This window comes from Rhizobium sp. WYCCWR10014, assembly GCF_001657485.1.
In the GTDB taxonomy this organism is placed as follows: Bacteria; Pseudomonadota; Alphaproteobacteria; order Rhizobiales; family Rhizobiaceae; genus Rhizobium.
In genome coordinates this window covers 163826-183313 of record NZ_LXFU01000052.1, presented here as the reverse complement: position 1 = coordinate 183313, position 19488 = coordinate 163826, and the positions used below count along the sequence as shown (strand labels likewise).

Annotated in this window: 18 protein-coding genes; 6 read left to right on the top strand and 12 right to left on the bottom strand. The window is 61.7% G+C overall.

What is annotated here, in order from left to right; all coding sequences use genetic code 11:
* Positions 1–17: 17 nt before the first annotated feature.
* The 6 genes from hutH to A6U98_RS33405 all read right to left on the bottom strand — a co-directional run bounded on the left by hutH (position 18) and on the right by A6U98_RS33405 (position 6646).
* Positions 18–1523, bottom strand: a complete 1506-nt coding sequence (hutH, locus tag A6U98_RS33430; protein ID WP_064655502.1) for a histidine ammonia-lyase — start codon at positions 1521–1523, stop codon at positions 18–20.
* Entirely contained in the window at positions 1520–2287 is a 768-nt protein-coding gene (hutC, locus tag A6U98_RS33425) for a histidine utilization repressor (protein WP_064655501.1), read from the bottom strand. The genes hutH and hutC overlap by 4 nt, the downstream gene beginning before the upstream one ends.
* Positions 2284–3135 (bottom strand): MaoC family dehydratase, encoded by an 852-nt coding sequence (locus A6U98_RS33420; RefSeq protein WP_064655500.1) that lies wholly within the window; start codon positions 3133–3135, stop codon positions 2284–2286. The genes hutC and A6U98_RS33420 overlap by 4 nt, the downstream gene beginning before the upstream one ends.
* On the bottom strand, positions 3132–3938 hold the full coding sequence (locus A6U98_RS33415; RefSeq protein WP_064655499.1) for an SDR family oxidoreductase: 807 nt from the start codon (positions 3936–3938) through the stop codon (positions 3132–3134). The genes A6U98_RS33420 and A6U98_RS33415 overlap by 4 nt, the downstream gene beginning before the upstream one ends.
* Positions 3935–5485: a CoA-transferase gene (locus tag A6U98_RS33410; protein WP_064655498.1), complete on the bottom strand. Its 1551-nt coding sequence runs from the start codon at positions 5483–5485 to the stop codon at positions 3935–3937. Before A6U98_RS33410 ends, A6U98_RS33415 begins: the two co-directional genes overlap by 4 nt.
* Positions 5486–5584: 99 nt before the next feature.
* Positions 5585–6646 carry a putative sulfate exporter family transporter gene (locus A6U98_RS33405; RefSeq protein WP_082934041.1) on the bottom strand — a complete coding sequence of 354 codons (1062 nt, stop codon included), beginning with the start codon at positions 6644–6646 and terminating at the stop codon, positions 5585–5587.
* A 64-nt stretch (positions 6647–6710) separates the two neighbouring features.
* On the opposite strand from A6U98_RS33405, the gene A6U98_RS33400 reads away from it, so the two are divergent.
* Positions 6711–7634, top strand: a complete 924-nt coding sequence (locus A6U98_RS33400; RefSeq protein ID WP_064655496.1) for a LysR family transcriptional regulator — start codon at positions 6711–6713, stop codon at positions 7632–7634.
* 153 nt (positions 7635–7787) lie between these two features.
* Here A6U98_RS33400 and A6U98_RS33395 read toward each other — a convergent pair whose 3' ends face one another.
* Positions 7788–8726, bottom strand: a complete 939-nt coding sequence (locus A6U98_RS33395; protein WP_064655495.1) for an AraC family transcriptional regulator — start codon at positions 8724–8726, stop codon at positions 7788–7790.
* Between the two features lie 133 nt (positions 8727–8859).
* Between A6U98_RS33395 and A6U98_RS33390 the strand changes: the two genes are divergently transcribed.
* The 3 genes from A6U98_RS33390 (at position 8860) to A6U98_RS33380 (ending at position 11404) form a co-directional block, all read left to right on the top strand.
* Positions 8860–9576: an SDR family oxidoreductase gene (locus A6U98_RS33390; RefSeq protein WP_064655494.1), complete on the top strand. Its 717-nt coding sequence runs from the start codon at positions 8860–8862 to the stop codon at positions 9574–9576.
* A gap of 260 nt (positions 9577–9836) precedes the next feature.
* Complete coding sequence (locus tag A6U98_RS33385) at positions 9837–10754, top strand: DMT family transporter (protein WP_064655493.1); 918 nt, start codon at positions 9837–9839, stop codon at positions 10752–10754.
* Positions 10755–10954: 200 nt separating this feature from the next.
* Complete coding sequence (locus tag A6U98_RS33380) at positions 10955–11404, top strand: pyridoxamine 5'-phosphate oxidase family protein (RefSeq protein WP_064655492.1); 450 nt, start codon at positions 10955–10957, stop codon at positions 11402–11404.
* Positions 11405–11425: 21 nt separating this feature from the next.
* On the opposite strand, the gene A6U98_RS33375 is transcribed toward A6U98_RS33380, so the two are convergent.
* A complete protein-coding gene (locus tag A6U98_RS33375) occupies positions 11426–12670 on the bottom strand; it encodes a DUF763 domain-containing protein (RefSeq protein ID WP_064655491.1) in 1245 nt (414 codons plus the stop codon).
* A gap of 115 nt (positions 12671–12785) precedes the next feature.
* Here A6U98_RS33375 and A6U98_RS33370 point away from each other — a divergent pair, with 115 nt between their 5' ends.
* A complete protein-coding gene (locus A6U98_RS33370) occupies positions 12786–14309 on the top strand; it encodes a phospholipase D-like domain-containing protein (protein ID WP_064655490.1) in 1524 nt (507 codons plus the stop codon).
* On the opposite strand, the gene A6U98_RS33365 is transcribed toward A6U98_RS33370, so the two are convergent.
* Entirely contained in the window at positions 14256–15218 is a 963-nt protein-coding gene (locus A6U98_RS33365) for a lysylphosphatidylglycerol synthase domain-containing protein (protein WP_064655489.1), read from the bottom strand. The two genes, A6U98_RS33370 and A6U98_RS33365, sit on opposite strands and share 54 nt — an antisense overlap.
* A gap of 160 nt (positions 15219–15378) precedes the next feature.
* Here A6U98_RS33365 and A6U98_RS33360 point away from each other — a divergent pair, with 160 nt between their 5' ends.
* A complete protein-coding gene (locus tag A6U98_RS33360) occupies positions 15379–16107 on the top strand; it encodes an endonuclease/exonuclease/phosphatase family protein (RefSeq protein WP_064655488.1) in 729 nt (242 codons plus the stop codon).
* Between the two features lie 23 nt (positions 16108–16130).
* Here A6U98_RS33360 and A6U98_RS33355 read toward each other — a convergent pair whose 3' ends face one another.
* The 3 genes from A6U98_RS33355 to A6U98_RS38100 all read right to left on the bottom strand — a co-directional run bounded on the left by A6U98_RS33355 (position 16131) and on the right by A6U98_RS38100 (position 19481).
* Positions 16131–16637, bottom strand: coding sequence for a hypothetical protein (locus A6U98_RS33355; RefSeq protein ID WP_064655487.1), 507 nt, complete (start codon positions 16635–16637; stop codon positions 16131–16133).
* Between the two features lie 82 nt (positions 16638–16719).
* Entirely contained in the window at positions 16720–17850 is a 1131-nt protein-coding gene (locus tag A6U98_RS33350; RefSeq protein ID WP_064655626.1) for an FAD-binding oxidoreductase, read from the bottom strand.
* Positions 17851–17945: 95 nt separating this feature from the next.
* The gene (locus A6U98_RS38100; RefSeq protein ID WP_064655486.1) at positions 17946–19481 is read right to left on the bottom strand and encodes an amino acid ABC transporter permease/ATP-binding protein; all 1536 of its coding nucleotides are present in this window, start codon (positions 19479–19481) and stop codon (positions 17946–17948) included.
* Positions 19482–19488: the final 7 nt, after the last annotated feature.

The following is a 19488-nucleotide window of genomic DNA, read 5'->3' as shown; positions in this document are numbered from 1 at the left end:
ACAGTGGCGAACCGGGCTTATTGCGGGCCGAGCCCGATCAATGCGGCAATCGTTGCAAAATCCGGCCCTTGCGCGCGATCCTCTTCAAGCGGCGGGACGTAAGTGCGGACAAGGGCATAGGCTTCCGCCGATCCCTTGCCCAATTCGCCTGAGACGCCTCTGAGCTCGACGGCCTGTACCGAGGCGATCAGTTCGATGGCGACCAGATAGCGCAGGCGCTCGACGATCGCCTGGGTCTTTGCCAAAACGCTCGGGGCCATCGATGCCTGGTCTTCGACGCCATCGGCCACAGGAATAGGTGAAAGAGAAACCGGCATGGCCAGATGGCGGATTTCAGCCTCCATGGCCGAGACGGTCTTTTGCACGGTCGCAAAACCGGTACGGCTCTGGCCCATTGGGGTCAGGAAGCGTGGCAGGTCGGACATGCCAGGCGACATGATCTTCATGATCCGATAGGCAGTGCCTGCCGCGCAATGCGCCATCGCCTGCCCCAGCCTTTCCCAGGCGAGCACAAAGGCGGTCATGTCAAAATTGCCGTGTGAAAGTATGACGCCCTCGGATGCGATCACGACGGGATTGTCACTGGAGCTGACGAGCTCTATGTCAGTCGCCTGCCTTGCCTCATCGATCGCATGCCTCAACGCGCCCCAGACCTGCGGTGTGCAGCGGTAGCTCAAAGGATCCTGGAGACGTCTTGCTGCATCGGCGGCAAGCAAGGAGCTGCCCGAAAGAAGCTCCATCAGCTGAGCGGCGACGCGGCGCTGCCCAAAGGCCGGTCTTGCAGCCAGAGCGCGGTCGTCGAAGGCACTGATATTGGCCCGGAACGCTTCGAAATTAACGGCAATCGCCTTCAGGGACCAATCGAAGAGCCGCTCGATATCCTCAAGCGCCAGACATGCGAGGCCGATGGAAAGGCTGTTGGCCACAACAAGCGCATGCCCGTCCTTCGGCGCCAATAGGAGAGGCTTCAAGCCGGCCCTTTCAAGGGCGATGGCGGCCGGCAGCACGTCGCCTCCAAGCTCGATCTCACCGAAGCCGAGAAGCGCCCGGCTCATATGGGCAAGCGGCGCCAAATCCGCCGCACCGATCGAGCCCAGTGACGGGACGACAGGATGAATACCTGCATTGATGGCGGCAATCAGACCGTGGAAGACTTTCAGCGAAACGCCGGAGCCGCCCGCCGCCATGCCGGCGGCCCTGACCGCCATCATCGCCCGCACGGATTCCTGTGCGAGCGGGGTTCCGACGCCGACCGCGCGGGCTTGCGGCACACGCATCTGGAACGCCACCAGATCTTCCGTTGCAAGTCGGGTGTCGACCCCCGCCCCAAGTCCCGTCGTCAGGCCATAGACCGGCAGATCTCTTTCCGTATAGCGGTCGACGACGGCGCGCGCGGCCACAATCCGGGCATCGACCTCGGCGGATACCTCGATCCTTACGTGCCGACGGGCAATTGCTGCGATGTCCTCGATCGTCGGCGGCGCCGCGCTGAAGATGATCGATGGAGAATTGGTAGCGCTCACTGTTTCTCTCCGAGAATGGCGACGGGCCTGGAGGGACCCTTGGTGGACCGTGCTTCCAGCCGATATTGCGCGCCGGGATAGTATAACAGCGCACAGGTCACGACGGCCTCGCCTGACCAGGTTCTTCGAAAGACGCGCAGGCAAGGGTGATCATTCTTCAGGCCAAGATATTTGCGTATGGCGGTATCGGGCTTGACGGCCTGGACGATATGTTCGAACGCCGTTATCGGCGCCACTTTCGTCAGATATTCGTGCGGCGTCATGCTGCGGAAGTCTGTCGACAGATAGTCGGGCGCAACCAGCGGATTGACGTAGCGCTCCTCGACCTGAATGGGCTGGTCGTTTTCCATGTGCACGATCAGCGAATGCATCACTTCAGCGCCGAGGGCGAGTTCGAGCGCATCGGCGACGTTGGCATCCGCCTTCATCAAGCCGGCCTTGACCACCATCGCCTGATGCGCGTGGCCCCGCTCCAGTATTTCGTCGGCTATGTTGCGGATTTGAAGCAGGTCGACGTCGAGGTGCTTTGGCGAAACGAAGGTTCCGATCCCGGCGGATCGCTTGAGAACCCCCTCGAACATCAACTCACGCAGCGCCCGGTTCGCCGTCATGCGGCTGACGCCGAATGCCGCCACCAATTCGCTTTCGGAGGATACCCGATCTCCCGGCTGAAGCTTGCCCTCGGCGATCTCGGCCAGGATCTGCTCCTTGATCCTGATATAATGGCGCGCCTCGCCGGCGGCCGGTTTGACCGCTTTCGTCATGACAACCTCGCGATGCCATTGTCGAGGATGGTCGCGCCCCGTGCGGCAACGAGCCCCCTGAAGCGAATTTCGGCATCGTTGCGCCACATCTGTACGGTGATCGTTTCACCGGGAAAGATCGGCGCGCTGAAACGCGCCGCGATCGCGCTCAAGCCGCTGGCCATGCCTGGATCGATGGCAGCGACAATGGCGTAGCCCGCATAACCGAAGCTGCACAGTCCATGCAGGATCGGCCGGTTAAAGCCGCTCCGGCCGGCTGCCTGCGGATCGACATGCAATGGATTGAGATCGCCGTTCAGGCGATAGATGAGAGCGGCGTTGCCAGGAATGTCGACATTGAATTCGAGGTCCGGCTCTCTGTCCGGGACTTTTGCCAAGGGTTCGGGCGCAGATCCCGCCGAGCCGCATCCACCGTCGCCGCGGCACGCGTTGGTCTGGACGATCGTCGCAATCGGCTCATCACGTTCAGCGGTTGTGATCAGGCGCTCGAAGCTGACGAACATTCCTTTCTCAACGCCGCGGTCGATCACCGACAAGACGCGCGATCGGGAGATCAGCGGCACATCGAGAGGGACCGGCCGGTGGATCGTCAGGCGATGTTCGGAATGCACCAGACGCGCCCAGTCGACACCTGTCTGCTGCATCCATGGGCCTGGATGCGCCACGATATTGGCAAGGGTCGGCGCGGTGACGAGATCGCGTTCATAGACATAGTTCAATGCCTTTTCGTCGAGCGCATTGGTGCCGTAGCCAACCGAGAGGGCGTAAAGAATGGCATCTCTTGCGGCAACCACATGTGTCGCTTGCGGCACCGGAAAGTCGAGAATGGATTGGGCCGATAGCGTCACGGCGCGGCTCCGCCAGATGTCGCGGGTTTGCGAACACCACCGGACAGGCGGATGCCGCCGTCAACGGAAAGCAATTCGCCGGTGACGAAGTCAGCCCCCTGAACAAGCCAGACAATGGCGCCGGCAACATCTTCCGGTGTCGCGACCCGGCCGAGCGGCGCGGTTTCCGAAAATCGCTTGGCAATGGCTCCATAGGCATCCGGCCCGAGCGTATCGCGCATCCAGCGCGTATCGATGATGCCGGGACAAACCGCGTTCACGCGGATATCGGGACCGCAGGTGCGCGCCAAGGCCAAAGTCAGCGCATTGAGCGCGCCCTTGGAGGCCGTATAGGCAAGCGAGCTGCCGCCGCCGGTAAAGGCAACGTTGGATGAGACATTGACGATCGCACCGCCGCCGCTGTCCCGCATTGCAGGCACCGCCGCCCGGCACATCTGATAGGCACCGATGACGTTGACACCGAAAACGTTCTGGAAATCTTCGGCCGACAGCGTCTCCAGATCGAAAGGATCTGATTTGACCGTCATTGCGGCATTGTTCACCAAGGCGTCGAGACGGCCCCAGCGATTGACGGCGGTCGCGACCATTCGGCGGCAGGCCGCGTCATCGGCAACGTCGGCCTGGACGATCTCGACCTCCGCGCCCAGGCTGCGGCAGATATCGCCCGTCTCCTCGGCCTCTTTTTTGCTGCGGCTGTAATTGACGACCACCCCGGCACCGCCCTCGGCGAATTGCTTGACGCATGCGGCCCCGACACCCGTTGCCGAGCCAGTGACGATGATGGCGGCTCCCTCGATTTTCATGGGGCAAAGTCCTTCATGGCATGGGTCGAAAACAAACGCGCATCCATCTGCTTCAGCTGGTCCGACACCGCGACACCCTTCGGCAGGCGATCAAGAACATGGGCGGCAAGATCGATGCCGGGGGCAAACTCCGTCAGCGTCAGGCGTCCGTCGATGACCCGAAAGACAGCCCGCTCGGTGACGACGAGCTGTGATTGCCCTTCCGGCGCAAAGGCCGGGCTCGAACTGATCTGATCGACATCATCGACGATCTTGCAAACTCTGCCGTCCCTGACGATGTCGAGCCTGCCGTCGGCAACCGCAATTTCCGCGCCGCCGGCTGAAAATGCGCCGAGATAGACAACATGCTTGGCCGTCTGCGAGATATTGGTGAAGCCGCCGACCCCGACGATGGAATTGTTGAAGCGGCTGACATTGACCGCCCCATGCCGATCCACCTCGGCCATGCCGAGAAAGGCGATATCGAGGCCGCCGCCATCGTAAAAGTCGAACTGCGATGCCTGTGGGATGATGGCGGTCGGATTGACGGCGGCGCCAAAGGACAGCTCTTCGGCCGGCACGCCGCCGATGACGCCGGATTCGATCGTCACCGTATAATCGTCGAATCCCTCTTCGCTGGCGATGCGGCCGATCCCGGCGGCAATGCCGATGCCGAGATTGATCGTCGGATGATTGAGCGGCGCCAGCTCCAGGAAGGCACGTCGCTGAATAATCTTATCGACCGAGAGTGGCGCCGGCTGCAGGCGGCTCGCCGCCATCCGGACGCGTCCGGTATAGGCGATATTGTCCGTCTCGGCGAAACTGATGCCGTGCTGGGCCGGATCATCGCAGACGACGACATAATCGACCAGCGCCGCCGGGATACGAACATCATTGGGCTGCAGCGAACCGCACTCGGCAATCCGCTTGACCTGCACGACGACGATACCACCGGAGTTTCGGCCTGCCTGCGCCATGGCGAGCACGTCGAGCGGGAAGGCCTCGTCCTCGAGGGTGATGTTTCCATCTTCGTCGGCCGTCGTTCCGCGCAAAAGCACGCAGTCGAGCGGCATCGACGGATAAAGCAGCCACTCCTTGCCGCGCAGCGACACACGCTCGACAAGCGCGCGCGGCGTCGTCGCATTCATGCGGCCGCCGCCATGAAGCGGATCCATGAAAGAGCCGAGCCCGATATGGGTGACCACTCCGGGCTGACCGGCGGCAATCGCCCTGTAGAGCTGGGCGATGACGCCCTGCGGCCAGCAATGCGCCTCGATCTTTTCCTCGATTGCCAGCCTGCCAAGGCGCGGCGTTCCGCGCCATCCCCCGGCGATCACGCAGGCGACGAGGCCTTCATAGCCGAAGTGTCCCATGCCGCGCGTCTGACGATCGCCCGTGCTGGCGGCAAACAGAAGCGTCAGGTTACGGGGTTTTCCAGAGGCGAGGAAACGCTCCTCGACCGCGGCCGTGATGGCCTCGGGATGGCAGCATCCTCCAAAACCCGAAGCCGCGACAGTCATCCCGTCTTCGAGGAGATCCGCAGCTTGCTGTGAAGAGATGACCCGCATGACGATCTTTGCTTCCCCGGCCTGTATATACAGGCTAGCCGTCGATCGTTTGGAAGGCAACTGGAATCTTTGCAAGTATTTTGGGCATATTACCTTCGATCAGGCGATATTCAGCAGCCCGATCAGGCAAAGCCCAAGAGCCGCCAGCGCCAATAGCGACAGCGCCGCCGCCGCGAGGACCCGACCGCCGGTATGGGCGACGGATCTGACATCGACGGAGAGGCCCAAAGCGGCCATGGCGGTGACGGTGAAGGCGGCGGAGACTGCCGCCATCCCCGGCAGCAGCGGCGCCGGGATCGCGTCGAGGGAACGAAGCGTCGCCATCGCGCCAAAACCGAGGATGAACCATGGGAGAACATGGCGGAGATTGACTGCTGAGCCGCCAGGGCGGCGGCCATGAACTGCGCCGAGCACGAGGATGACGGGTCCGAGCATCATCACGCGGATCAGTTTGACGAGCGTGCCTACCTGGGTGCTGACGGCTCCCGCAGAGGCCGTGGCCGCCAGGACCTGCGGGACGGCATAGGCGGTCAATCCCGCGAAAACGCCATATTGTAACGCGCTCAGCCCCAAGAGCAGATGAAGTAGCGGCAACGTCAGCACGGCACCGATGCCGAGGAGCGCGGTAAAGGCTATCGAGGCCGCAATATCGTCCGGTTTGGCGCCGATCACCGGCGCTGCGGCGGCAATCGCCGAATTGCCGCAGATCGAATTGCCGCAAGCGACCAAGGTCGCCAGGCTGGCTGACAGCCCAAGGAGCCGCCCGATAACAAAGCTGCCGGTCAAAGACAGAGCAACCAGAACGGCAATTCCGCCGACAAGCGGCAGTCCGGCCTGCCTGATGGCAGCCGTGCTGAGCGAGGCGCCGAGCAACACGACCGCAATCTCCAGCAGCGTCTTGGCGGCGAACTGGATGCCGGGAATGAACGTCTGCGGCAGGCAGATCGAGGAGCGCACGGCAACGCCGATCAGAATGGCGAGCACGAGGCTCTCAATCCAATGCGAGCCGAAAACCATCATCTGCAGCTGCTCAACGAGATAGGCAGAGAGCGTGACTGCCGCACACAGGACAAGCCCCGGCAGGATGGCAGGAAGCGACAGGGAACGTGAGGCGGAAACAATCATCGGCAAGACCTTGCGGAGGACTGTAATCTCCCACACTCAATTGTCGACTTCCATTGAATAGTATAGCATGGTTCATTCGGTAAAATCGAACGATTGAATCATGACATTTGAACAGCTTTCCATTTTTGTCGCGGTTGCCGAACGTGAGCACCTGACCAACGCCGCCTTCGCGATCGGGCTGACGCCATCGGCCGTCAGCTCGGCGATCCGCAATCTCGAGACCTCCTATGGCGTCGAACTTTTCCATCGCGTCGGACGCCGCATAGAGCTGACATATGAAGGGCGGGTGTTTCTGGGGGAGGCTAGAGCGACGCTGGCGCGCGCCAAGGCGGCAGCGCTCGTCTTGTCCGATCTCGGCGGCTTGCAAAAGGGTGAACTGGTCGTTTTTGCAAGCCAGACGATCGCAAGCTATTGGCTACCGGCGATGCTGATGCGTTTCAAGATCCGATACCCGGGCATCGACTTGAGGCTGATGATTGGCAACACGACCACGGCGGCAAAAGCGGTTCTCGATGGATTGGCCGAAGTCGGCTTCGTCGAAGGCAGCGTTGATGAGCCGGCGCTGCATGTTCAGCCGCTTGCCGAGGACGAACTCCTTGTCGTCGTCGGTCCGCGCCATCCCTGGGCGCGTGGCAAACCGATTGCACCGACGGAGCTGGTTTCAGGCACGAAATGGGTCATGCGGGAAAGGGGGTCAGGAACCCGGTCGGCTTTCGAGGCGGCGATTTCCAATCTCGGCATAGTTCCCGGAGATCTGGCTGTCGCGCTTGAGCTGCCGTCGAACGAGGCGGTCATATCGGCAGCAAGAGAGGGCCTCTGCGCAACGGTCGTCTCAGGTGCCGTGGCAGCGCCGCTCTTGACGCAAGGTCTGCTGGTGAAGGTGCGCTTTTCTCTGCCGTCCCGGCAATTTGCAATCCTGCGGCATAAACAAAGGCACTCCAGCCGTGCCTCATTGGCGCTGGAAACGATTTGTCGCGAGGATAAAGCGGCCGAAGTCCAGAATTGGGATGATTGGGCGCTTTAGCCAATCCACCGCGCCGGTGGGGTCGTTGCTGAGCGAGCGGCCTTATGGACCAGAGACAAGCGCCTACGGGCCGCGGCCGAAAAGGCCGGGGTTTCCTGCACACACCGGTCAACGTGCCAACCAAATCCTGAAACAATATTGTCACGAGCCTCGCTAACTTGCGCGTTCGAAACTGGTCATTGCATCATCGGATGCGTCCGACGTCATGGGCACAATGGTCTTCGCGCGAAGCCGGCTTGCGTCGCGGGCGGGCGGAAGTCCGAACAGCCGCCCGTATTCCCGGCTGAATTGGGACGCGCTTTCATAGCCGACGGCGAAAGCGACACGGGTGGCGTCGCCTGGAGTCTCGAGCAACAGACGGCGTGCCTCGTGGAGCCGGAACCGCTTCTGATACTGGATGGGCGTCATCGTCGTTGCCGCCTTGAAGTGGCGATGGAACACCGAAGCACTCATTCCCGTCATCCGCGCCAGGTCTTCGACTTTGAAGGATTCAGTGAAGTTTTCGCGAATCCAGGCGAGCGCCCGCCTGACCTGCGACTGTCGGCCGTCGATCTGTGCGATCTGCCGCAGCTTCGCTCCCTGCGGTCCCTGCAACAGCCGGAACAGGATTTCCCGCTCGATCATTGGTGCCATGACGGAAATTTCGTTTGGCCTGTCAAGAAGTCGCATCATCCGCAGAAACGCTTCTTCGAGCTGCGGATCGCTCGGGCTCACGCCGAGGCCACACAAGAATTCCGGATCGTGCACGTCAGGCATCTCGATCAGAAGGTCGGCGATGTAACGGGCGTCAAAACTGAACCCGACGCCGAGAAATGGTTTCTGGCGGCTCGCCTCGGATATTCTGCCAAAGACGGGAACCTCGACCGAGGCGACGAAGTAGCTGCCCGCTCCATAGTGCAATATGTTCTCGCCGCAAGTGATTGCCTTGGCGCCCTGCAGCACCAAGCATATGACAAGCTCCGTCATGCCTGCCGTCGGCTCAGTCGTGCGTTCTGCTCTCAGCAAACCGACGCGTGGAATGGTGGTCGTCGTGCTGCCGCCACGCGAGTGCCTCTCGATCAGGGACCTTAGTTCTTCGCTTACATTTTCCATACCTGCTAAATTGCACCCGCCTCCAACGCGCGCAAGGCCTTCGGCAGGATTAGGCAAGAGTTCAATAGAATTTGGCACGCGGCCGGAAGGTCGCCCCCTCATATTGGGCAGGCAACCAGAATGGAGAACCACCATGTCAAAGAATGTATTGATCACCGGCGCCAACAAGAGCATCGGCTTTGAAACCGCTCGACGGCTCGGGGAAATGGGTTATCGGGTTTGGCTCGGCGCCCGCGATGCGGGGCGCGGTGAGAGTGCGGCGCAAACTTTGCGGGCCCAAGGTTACGATGTGCGTTTCCTTGAAATCGCCGTCGAGGACGACGCAAGTGTGAAGGCGGCCGCAGATCGTGTCAGGCAGGAAGACGGTAAACTCGACGCACTGGTCAACAATGCGGGCATACCCGGAGCATTCGTCGATCCGGCGGATCAGACGGTGGACGACATCCGTCGGGTCTACGAGATCAACGTGTTCGGGCCGATCCGAATTACGCAAGCTTTCCTGCCTCTGCTCAAGGCCGCGAGTTCCGCCAATGTCGTCAACGTCAGCAGCGAGCTCGGTTCGCTTGGCGCCCTGACAGATCCGGAGAGCGAATTCTATGGTGTGAACAGCCTGGGCTACAACAGCTCGAAAACGGCCCTCAACGCGGTGACCGTATCGTTTTCCAAGGCCCTCGCGTCGTTCGGCATCAGGGTCAACAGCGCGGATCCCGGATACACAAAGACCGATTTCAACGGCAACACAGGTTATCGGACGGTCGAGCAGGCAGCTGAGATCATCGTTCAGCTTGCCGTCGCAAACGACGGTCAGACGGGCGCCTTCATCAATGACAAGCGCACACTACCTTGGTGAGCCTGACTTGATGGGGTGAGCGGGCACCAGTGGGCTCTATCCCAAAGACGGCGATTTATTCGCTGGCTCCACGACGTTACGTCACCCGGCCGCCCCGATCAGAGAGGTAGCTGTCGGTAGAGGTGAATGAGGACGGTCGCTCGCCAACCCCATGGCAAATTCGGGTGCAAGCGCTTCAAACTGACCATTGACATCCGCATTGTTAAGGCAGAAGCCGCACTCGGCCGCGCATGCGCGGCCGTTTTGCGAGGATGCGAGAGATGAAGACCAAGACTGGCGTAGCCGATGCCGGAAACCTGATCATAACCGGCGTCGTGCTGATGCTGCTCGGCGATCTGCTCTTTGCGCTGAACGATGCAATGGGCAAGTGGCTGGTCGCGAGCTTTGCCGTCGGCCAGGTGCTGGTGATCCGCTCGGTCGGCGCTTTCATCGTGCTCGGACCCATGATCCTCCGGCAAGGGCCGATGGCCTTATTCCGCGTCGAGCAGAAGGGCCTGCAATTCATCCGTGTTTTCATGGCGACTGTCGATGTCGCCCTGTTCTACGCTGCCGTCGCCTATCTGCCGCTGGCAGATGTCATGACCTTCTATATGGCCGGACCGATCTATATTGCGGCGCTTTCGCATTTCTTTCTCGGAGAAAAGATCGGTTGGCGCCGGTGGCTCGCCGTTCTGATCGGCTTTGCCGGCGTCGTCATCGCGTTGCGTCCATCCACGGCGATGCTGTCGCTTCCATCGCTCTTCGGTCTTGCCGGCAGCCTTGCCTTTGCGCTGTCGCTGGTGATGAGCCGCTATCTGCGCTCGACCAGCGACACGACGCTCGTGACCTGGCAGACGATCGCGGCGCTCGTCACCGGCATCGTTTTAAGCGTCGGCCACTGGCAGCCGGCAACGCTCATTGATTGGTCCGGCATGCTGCTGCTCGGCATCGTCGCCTCCTGCGCACATCTGCTCATCACGCGCTCGCTGAAGCTCGCGCCGGCATCGCTGCTAGCCCCGCTGCAATATACGCTTCTGCTCTGGGCGATCGTCCTCGGCTACCTCTTCTTCAATGATATTCCCGATACGCAGATCATCGTCGGTGCCGCAATCATCGTCGTTGCGGGGCTCTTCATCTTCCACCGGAAGAACCTGAAAGAGACGGTTCCAGTCGAAGCCGTCCCGCCCGACGGCCATTGAAGCTACAGCGCCGCGTATCTTTAGCTTCACACAGGACGTTGCAACCAGTGGAACCTTCCTGTCTTCACCATGCTCACCCTCGAGGCACCGCTCGGATGGAAGCTTAATCTCAAACGGATCGAGACTTAGTCGTGGACTTTCCACGGAACAATCTGGACGCTTGCACGCTACTTCCGAGCATTCAAACCTGGGAGATTGCAATGGCGTCCATGACCCTCGAAGACCTATCCTCGCAACTGAAGAAGATCGATTTCTGCATGCTGTCGACGAACGCCGGGTCCGGCCGCATCTCGGCCCGACCGATGAGCAGTAACGGCGACGTCGAATATGACGGGGATTCCTGGTTCTTCTCCTATGAAGACAGCAGGAAAATCACGGAGATCGAAGGCATCGACACCGTCCTGCTGACGTTCACGGCGCCTCCCAGCCTCCTCGGCAAGCCGGGGATTTTCATTGCTGTCGAGGGCGTCGCGTCGCTGGTACGGGACAAGGCGGCACTCGAGGAACATTGGATCCCCGATCTCCAGCGGTGGTTTCCTGAAGGAGTGGACACTCCTGGGATCGTTCTTATCAAGGTTTCAGCGTCCTCCATCCGGTATTGGGATGGTGAGGAAAACGGCGAGGTCGCCCTGCCTGGCACAACGAGTTAAGCTGGTGGTATAAAAGGGTGCCTACTCCGCGGGCGGCCCCTCCCAGCCGAAGATGCTGCGGCCGCCGAAATCTGCGGATTGGCGAAATTCGCCGGCAATGATTTCCTTGAGGTCCGGACCTGTCACATAGCGTTCCATCTGCCTGGACTGATCGTCCAGGCGCTTGAGCGCCTGCAACTCCTCCTCGCGTCCGAGCCTGCCCTTCTGCACCGCCGATTTCATTACGGCGATCGTCTCGTCATAGACCTTGAGCGGGACCGGAAAAGGATGGCGGTCCTTGCCGCCATGGGCGATCGAGAAGCGCGCCGGATCGGAAAAACGGCAGGGCGCGCCGTGCACGACTTCCGCCACCATCGCCAGAGCGTTCACCGTACGGGCGCCGACGCCGGGAACGAGCAGCAACTCTTCGAAATCCGTTGGCCCGCGGTCGGCGGCGGCAGCCAGATTTCCGTGCAGGCGCCGCATGTTGACGTCGCTCTCGCGGACATCGTGATGGGAAGGCATGATCAGGTGCGGCAGCATCGGCTGTGCGGCCGGTTCGGGCGCCGGCGCTTCGGCACGCAGCAGTGCGGCGGCTTCGCGGATGATTCTGTCGGGACCGAGGGTCGCCAGCAGATCGAGCTGACCGCGCCGCGAGCGTTCGGCGCGCCTGTCGGCAAGATTGACGATCTCGCCCTGGCTCCTCCCCTCGATTGCCGCATGCGGCGAGTCGACGAAGCTCTCCAGCCCTTCGGACAGCCAGTGATACCGCCGGGCCTGACGCTTGTCGCCGTTCATGCCTTGCTGCACAACCACCCAATGGCCGTCATCGGCGACGATGAACCCGTGCAGATAAAGGTCGAAACCGTCCTGAAGGGCGGCGCTGTCGACCTTGGCGATGAGACGGCTCGTGGTCGCGAGCCCCTCCCCGTCGAGACCGACACGCTCGCCGATCGAGACGAGCTCCTGCGGCGTCTTACGCGAATGCGCACCACGACCGCCGCAGACATGCAGGCCGAGCTCGCCGGCGCGCGGCTTCAGCCCGCGCTTCAGCGCGCCGAGAACGCTGGTGGTGATACCGGAAGAATGCCAGTCCATGCCCATGACCGAGCCGAAGGACTGGAACCAGAACGGATGCGCGAGCCTGCGCAGGAATTCATCGCGGCCATAGTGATGGACGATCGCCTCGGTGATCAGCGTTCCAAGCCGCGTCATCCGGTCGCCGAGCCAATGCGGCACGCGCCCCCCGTGAAGGGGTAGATCGGCGCTGCCTGCTCGTTGTGACATCTCGTTTCCTTGCATTCTGCATCGCGGGCGGCCCGTAGCGCGCCACTGGCCGACCCCATCGGGGAACCCAGGCAAATTCCGGGCGTTTGTGCTCCAGTTAGAGGCCGAGGCAATCATGACGACATTCGAAAGCATCTTCAATAACCCGAGCTTGTCGCAGACAAAATCAAAACGGCCGGGCGACCGCCAAAAACAGGAGGGCAGCGCCTTGTGCCTGGAAGGAAGCGCTGCCAAGGCGGCCTTCCTGATCAACGGCAACAGCTATTTCGCCGAGCTGGCGCGTGCGTTTCGGCAGGCGAGGCGCACCATCTGGATCGTCGGGTGGGATTTCAATCCGAACATCCGGTTGGAACCCGATAAGTCCGACGAAACGCTGGCCGACCTGTTGCATGCCCTGGCAGCGGCAAATCCGGAGCTCGAAATACGCATCCTCATCTGGGCGCTCGGCCCCGTTTATTCTGGCAAGTCCCTGCAGATGCTGCAGAAGAAAGGCTTTCCCAGAAACGCGCGGATCGACCTACGCTTCGAGCTTCAGCCGACATTGCGCGGCTGCCACCATCAGAAACTCGTCTGCATCGACGACGCCGTCGCCTTCATCGGCGGCATAGACCTGACGTCGCGCCGGTGGGACACCTGGCTCCACCGCGCCAAGGATAAATTGCGACGTGACCCCAAAGGCGTTTCCTATGATCCGCTGCACGACGTTCAGGCAATGGTCACCGGCGACGCTGCCAGGTTGATCGGCGATATCGTCAGGCGGCGCTGGGAAAGCACCACCGGTGAAAACCACCTGCCGCTGGCCGAAGATGTCCGCTTTGCCTGGCCGGACGACCTCGCCGTTTCCATGAGGGAGACCGCGGTCAGCTTCGCGCTGACGGAGCCCTCGACCGCACTTCGCCCCGGCATCAGCGACGGCATCGTCATGACATTGGACGTCATCGCCCGGGCACGGCGGCAGCTTTACATCGAGGCGCAATATCTCGCCTCCTTCCGCGTCGCCGACGCCATTGCCGCGCGGCTGCAGGAGGAAGACGGGCCTGAAGTCGTCATCATCTGCACGCGCAGCTCTCATGGGCTGATCGAAAGGATTGTCATGGGTGGCAATCGCGACCGGGTCATCCGCCGCCTGAAACGCGCCGATCGTGCGGACCGCCTGCGCGTCTATTATGCCGTCGTGCCCGGGCCAATCGCGCCCGGGCCAGTCGCGAAAGAGAGCGGCGAGGTGGAGGTGCTCGTCCATTCCAAACTGATCATAGCCGATGACGAGCTGGTTCGCATTGGCTCCTCCAACCTCAACAATCGCTCGGAAGGGCTGGATTGCGAATGCGACATGCTTGTCGAGGCCAGTAATGGTGAGCACCGCCGCGCGATCGTGGATCTGCGCAATCGCCTGCTTTCGGAATATCTCGGAACCACCCCGGAAAGCTTTGCCGCAGGCTTTATGCAAAGCGGCTCGTTGATCGAGGCGGTTGAGGCGCTCAATGACGGGCCTCGGGGTTTACGGGAATTCACCGTCGAGCTGTCGGGCAGCATTTCACCGATTTTTGGCACGGCGATCTTCGACCCGGTTCGGCCCTTCGCGCCCCTAGACCGACTGGGCTTCGGCGCGCTCGTCCGCCTCCTCATCCGCCCCGCGTGACGTCCGCCGGAAAACGACCTCGCTGATGACGAGAAGCGTCGTGCCGAGCGCCAGCGGGATGAAGAAATAGGCGCAGCGGAATGCAATCAGCGCACCGATCGACGCCTCGTTCGGCACGACATAGGAGACGGTCGCCTCGAGCACGCCGAGCCCGCCGGGGACATGCGTTGCGAGGATCGCTGAATTGGCAAGCACGTAAGCCGTGACCGACCTGAAGAAGGCAACGTCACCGAAGGCCGAGAGCATCTGATGCAGACAGGCCGAGACGAGCATGAAGTTGACCGTCCCGACCCCGACCTGCGCAACCGCAATCGAAAATCGGGGCAGCTGAAACGACCAGCGCCATAGCCGCAACGTGCCACGGATGAAAAACGCCAGGCCGGCATAGACCACCGGCACAACCAGCGCCAGCGAACCGAAGATGCGCACACTTGCCGGTTCGATGCGCAGCAGGCGCCCGGCATCGCCGGGATTGACGATCATGGCGATGCCGCCAAGCGTGATCAGCCCGAGCCCCACCGTGACGCCGCAAAACAGGATGATCTTCGCCACGTCCTCCGTCGTCAGTCCCCAGCGTGAGTAGAAACGATAGCGAAAGGCACCGCTGCTGAGTCCTGCAAAACCGATATTGTGGCCGAGCGAAAGGCTGATGAAGGACGCCAGCGCAATCCTGGGATAGGGCAAGGATTTTCCGAGCGAACGGATCGCCAGGAGATCGAAGCAGCCCAGGCACAGATAGGACGCCGCCGCAAAGAGAAGTGCCGTTCCAAAGGTCGAAAAAGGTATGCTGCGAACCGATTGGACGATCTGATCGAGGCTGTATTGTTGGAATATCCGATAGAGCAGAAAGACCGCGAGACAAAGGGCAGCGACGAGCAGTCCATTCCAGATCATGCTTTTCAAGCTCATCGATTGTCCTCAGAAGTGCGAGCGCCGTGGTTCGATAATCGGGAACGATCAAACGAGTTTTGTGTTCCCTGGGGAACAAGTTCTATGTTCTCCGGGGCAACTTCTATTCTCCAGGGGGAACTTCATGTTCTCCCGTGGGGAACGAGCTTTCAGCGGGGCCATGCCAAATAAATCAATCAAACTCCTGACCTATAACGTGCACAGTTGTATCGGGGGCGATCGGAAGCTCGATCCCTGCCGCATTGCTTCCGTCATCGCCGAGACTGGCGCCGATATCGTCGCTCTGCAGGAGGTCGATGTTCTCAGGCGCAGGACCGGCGGCGTCGACCAGGCCCATGCGATTGCCTCGCTTTTGAAGATGCAGGCTCATTTCCATCCGGCGCTGTCGATTGCCGAGGAGCAGTATGGCGATGCGATCATCACTTCGCTGCCGACAGGCGCTGTCAAGGCCGGACCACTGCCATCCATCGGCGAACAGCGCGGCGCCATTTCCGTCGAAATACTGGTCGGCGATAGAAAACTGCTGGTCGTCAACACCCATCTCGGCCTTTGGGGCCGCGAGCGCATCCGACAGATGACGACATTGCTGAACCCCGGCTGGCTGCGGGGCACGGCGGATGAACCTCTTCCAACCATCCTCTGCGGCGATTTCAACGCCATTCCGTCATCGGCGACTTACCGACTTGCCGCGCGGTCATTGACAGACGCCCAGCTCGCAGGCGGCGGCGCGGCAAGAGCGACCTTTCCCTCTCGCTACCCGCTGATGCGCCTCGACCACATCTTCGTCACTGACGATCTCATCGTCAAACAGGCCGCGGTCCTGGAAAACCGACTGACAAGGATTGCCTCGGACCACCTGCCTCTGCTTGCAGAAATCGGCTTCGCCTGATCAATCATCGACGCTGACGAATTTCACCGGGCGATTTTCCGGTTCATCGCCGCCGCCACCAACGGCAGCGCCGTCGTCGCCACGGCTCCCAGAGGCAGCCGCCGGATGCCCCTCGTGACGACGAAGGCCGCCGCCATTGCGCCTGCCAGCTTGAGCCAGGGCTGATTGCCGAGCTGCGCATGAGCGCTGGCATCGGCCCATCGGACGTTTTCCGTAACGACGGTCGCGGCCTGATGTTGGATCACGTGAAGGCGAGCGCGAAGGTTTTCGATCTCTTCTCTCAGCTCCCGCAGCCGGCCTTCGAGGGCATGACCATCGGAGATCAGGAGGTGCTCCTCGGTAGTGCCTTCAAACGGAGCATGACCACCGAGCGTGGCAATATACGCCCGATATTCAGCCTCGCTGGCGAAACCCTCGCGTCTGATGAGATCAGGATTGATGTTCGCCTCCTCGAAGGAGGCCGGTGCGGTTTCCACACCGTCGCGCAAATCCTTGTCTGTGCCGATGTCCCCGCGTTCGTCCTTGGACATGATGCGTCTCCAGTTGTTCCTGGCGATAGAACGCTCGACGGCTCAGAAGGATGCATCGGCTGCTCCTGATGCCGCCTTCACGTCACGACGCGCTGAAACGCTCCGGCCGAAAGTCCGCCAGCAGTGGATGGCGGCGTCCGGTGACGATCTCGTCCGCCAGCAGTTCGCCGGCGATCAGGCCGAGAGTGGCGCCGCTGTGGCTGAAGGCGACGAAATAGCCTGAGATCGACGGCAGTTCGCCGAAGACGGGCTCGCCGTCGCCCGGGATGGGCTTCGGGCCGACCCCATAATCTTCGATCTCCAGTTGCGGATTACCTTCGAGAATCCTTGAGGCCTCGCGCAGCAGCCCCTCCAGCGTCGATTGCCTGACTTCGTAGCTGCCGTTGGGCCTTACGCTCACCTCTTCCTCGGACCAGGCGGAATCGAGCGCGAAGCCGCCGCTGGGCGTTGGCCGAATGGCAATGCGAGGCGTGTTGAGCACGGCCTTCAGCGGATGGCGGATCGGCTTGGTCCGGACGAGAAGTGCGACAGGCGTTGCATCCTCGATATGCTGGCCGGCCTCGGCCACGATTGTGGGAACGTCACCGCCCGCAGCAAGCAGCACGGCATCCGCCTCGCGGCGCATGCCGTCTGCCGTGACCACGCCACGGGCACGTCCGCCTTCGATATCGACCGTCGCGCGACCTGCGTCGGTGACGATCTCACCACCCAGCGAGCGGAATTCTTCCGCAAGTGTGCCGATCAAGGACGGAAGATCGACCCAGCCCTCCCCGGGATTGAAGATCGCGCCTTGCCGCGTCACCGCACTTGCGTCGACACCCGGCGTTACGGCGGCAATTCTTTGCGGCGCGAGCCATTGCGCGTGATAGCCGAGATCGCGCTCATAGCCGAAGATCTCGGCGATCTCGTTGGCGGCATCGTCCGCATCCCAGGTCAAGCCCCCGTCGAAGCGCAGCCACGACGCATCGGGATAGCGCGCGGCCAGCGTGCGATAGCGATCTATGCCGGCCAAACGCAGACGGTGATAGGCATCAGAGCGTTTGCGCGCCGAGTTGAGCCAGGCGAGCGAACGGCCGGAGGCGCCGTTGGCGAGCGGGCCGTCATTGATGAGCACGGTGCGGACCCCGAGCCGTGCCAGATGGACAGCGGTCGAGACGCCAAAGATCCCGCCGCCGATGACGACGACCTTCAAGGGTTTGGTGGAAGCATTCATGTCGATAACCTTGTCTTCTGCTTTTGCTACATCGAACGAAATCCGGCGCATCCGCGTGAGGACGACCGGGGGCACCATGCGTTGCCTCAGGCGCTTCAGAGAACTTCCGCAAGGAAGCGTTTCAGCCGCTCGCTTCGGGGATTGTCGAAGATCTGCTGCGGGCAGCCGGCCTCGACGATACGGCCCTCATCCATGAAGACGACCTGATCGGCCACCCTGCGGGCAAATCCCATCTCGTGCGTGACCACGGCCATCGTCATTCCCTGACGGCCGAGAGCGGCCATAAGGTCGAGCACACCCTTCACCAGTTCGGGATCGAGCGCACTCGTCACTTCATCGAAGAGCATGACCTCCGGATCCATGGCCAGCGCCCGCGCGATGGCGACGCGCTGCTGCTGCCCACCCGACAGACCGGCGGGCCGATGATCCGCACGCTCTGCGAGACCGACATCGGCCAGACGCGCCTCGGCGATGCGCCGTGCCGACTGCTTCGGCATTTTTTTGATCTTGGTCAGCGAAAGCATGACGTTCTCGAGAGCGGTGTGGTCGGGAAACAGGTTGAAGTGCTGGAACACCATGCCCACGCGCCGGCGCAGCCTCTCCGGCTTCATTGCCAGGATGCTCTCGCCATCAAGCAGGATGTCGCCGCCCTTCGGCTCGACAAGCCTGTTCATGCAGCGCAGCAGCGTCGACTTGCCCGAGCCGGAAGGGCCGATGATGCAGGTGACGGTACCGGCGGCGATATCGAGATCGACACCCTTCAGCACGTCGAGATCACCATAGGCCATGGTCAGGTCCCGGATGTTCAGGGCGCCGCCTTTGAAGCGCGGCGTACTCTCCTCGACCGTGCTCGTGGGATGCGGGCCGGCGGCGGCCCGCAGTTCGCTCACCTCGACCAATCCGCTCGCACCACCCGAGCCGCGGCCTTGTTTTCCGAGCCGCAGTCTCGCATCGATATAATTGACGAAGTGGGTCAGCGGCACAGTGATGACGAGATAGAAGATGCCCGACAGCAGCAGCGGTGACAGATTACCCGTGACGACAGCCTGATCCTGGCCGACACGGAAGATCTCCCGCTCGGAGGCAAGCAATCCCAGGAAGTAGACAAGGCTGGAATCCTTGACGTTTCCGATGAATTGATTGACCAGAGCCGGCAGAACCCGCCTAATTCCCTGCGGGATGACGATTAGGCGCATGCCCTGCCCGTGGCTCATGCTGAGCGCCCGGCAGGCTTCCATCTGGCCGCGCTCGACGCTTTGAATGCCCGATCGGAAGATTTCGCCGATATAGGCTCCGGCAATCAGGCTGAGCGCGAGGATGCCGAGCGGAAATGGCGATGGACCGAAGATCTCACGCCCGATCCGGGCAAAACCCTGGCCGATGATCAGGATCGTGACGATCGCCGGCAGCCCGCGGAAAACATCGGTGTAGATGCGCGCCGGCAGCCGCAGCCAGCGGGACTGCGAGATGCCCATCACGGCAAGCGCCATGCCGATGGCGACGCCGAGCACGGTCGAGGCGGCGGCCAGAATTAGAGTATTCTTCAGGCCGACGCTGATCATGCTCGGCAGAACTTCCGCCATAGCGTCCCAGTCCAGGAAGCTGCGGCGCAGATTTTCAAGCCAGTTCATTCAGATC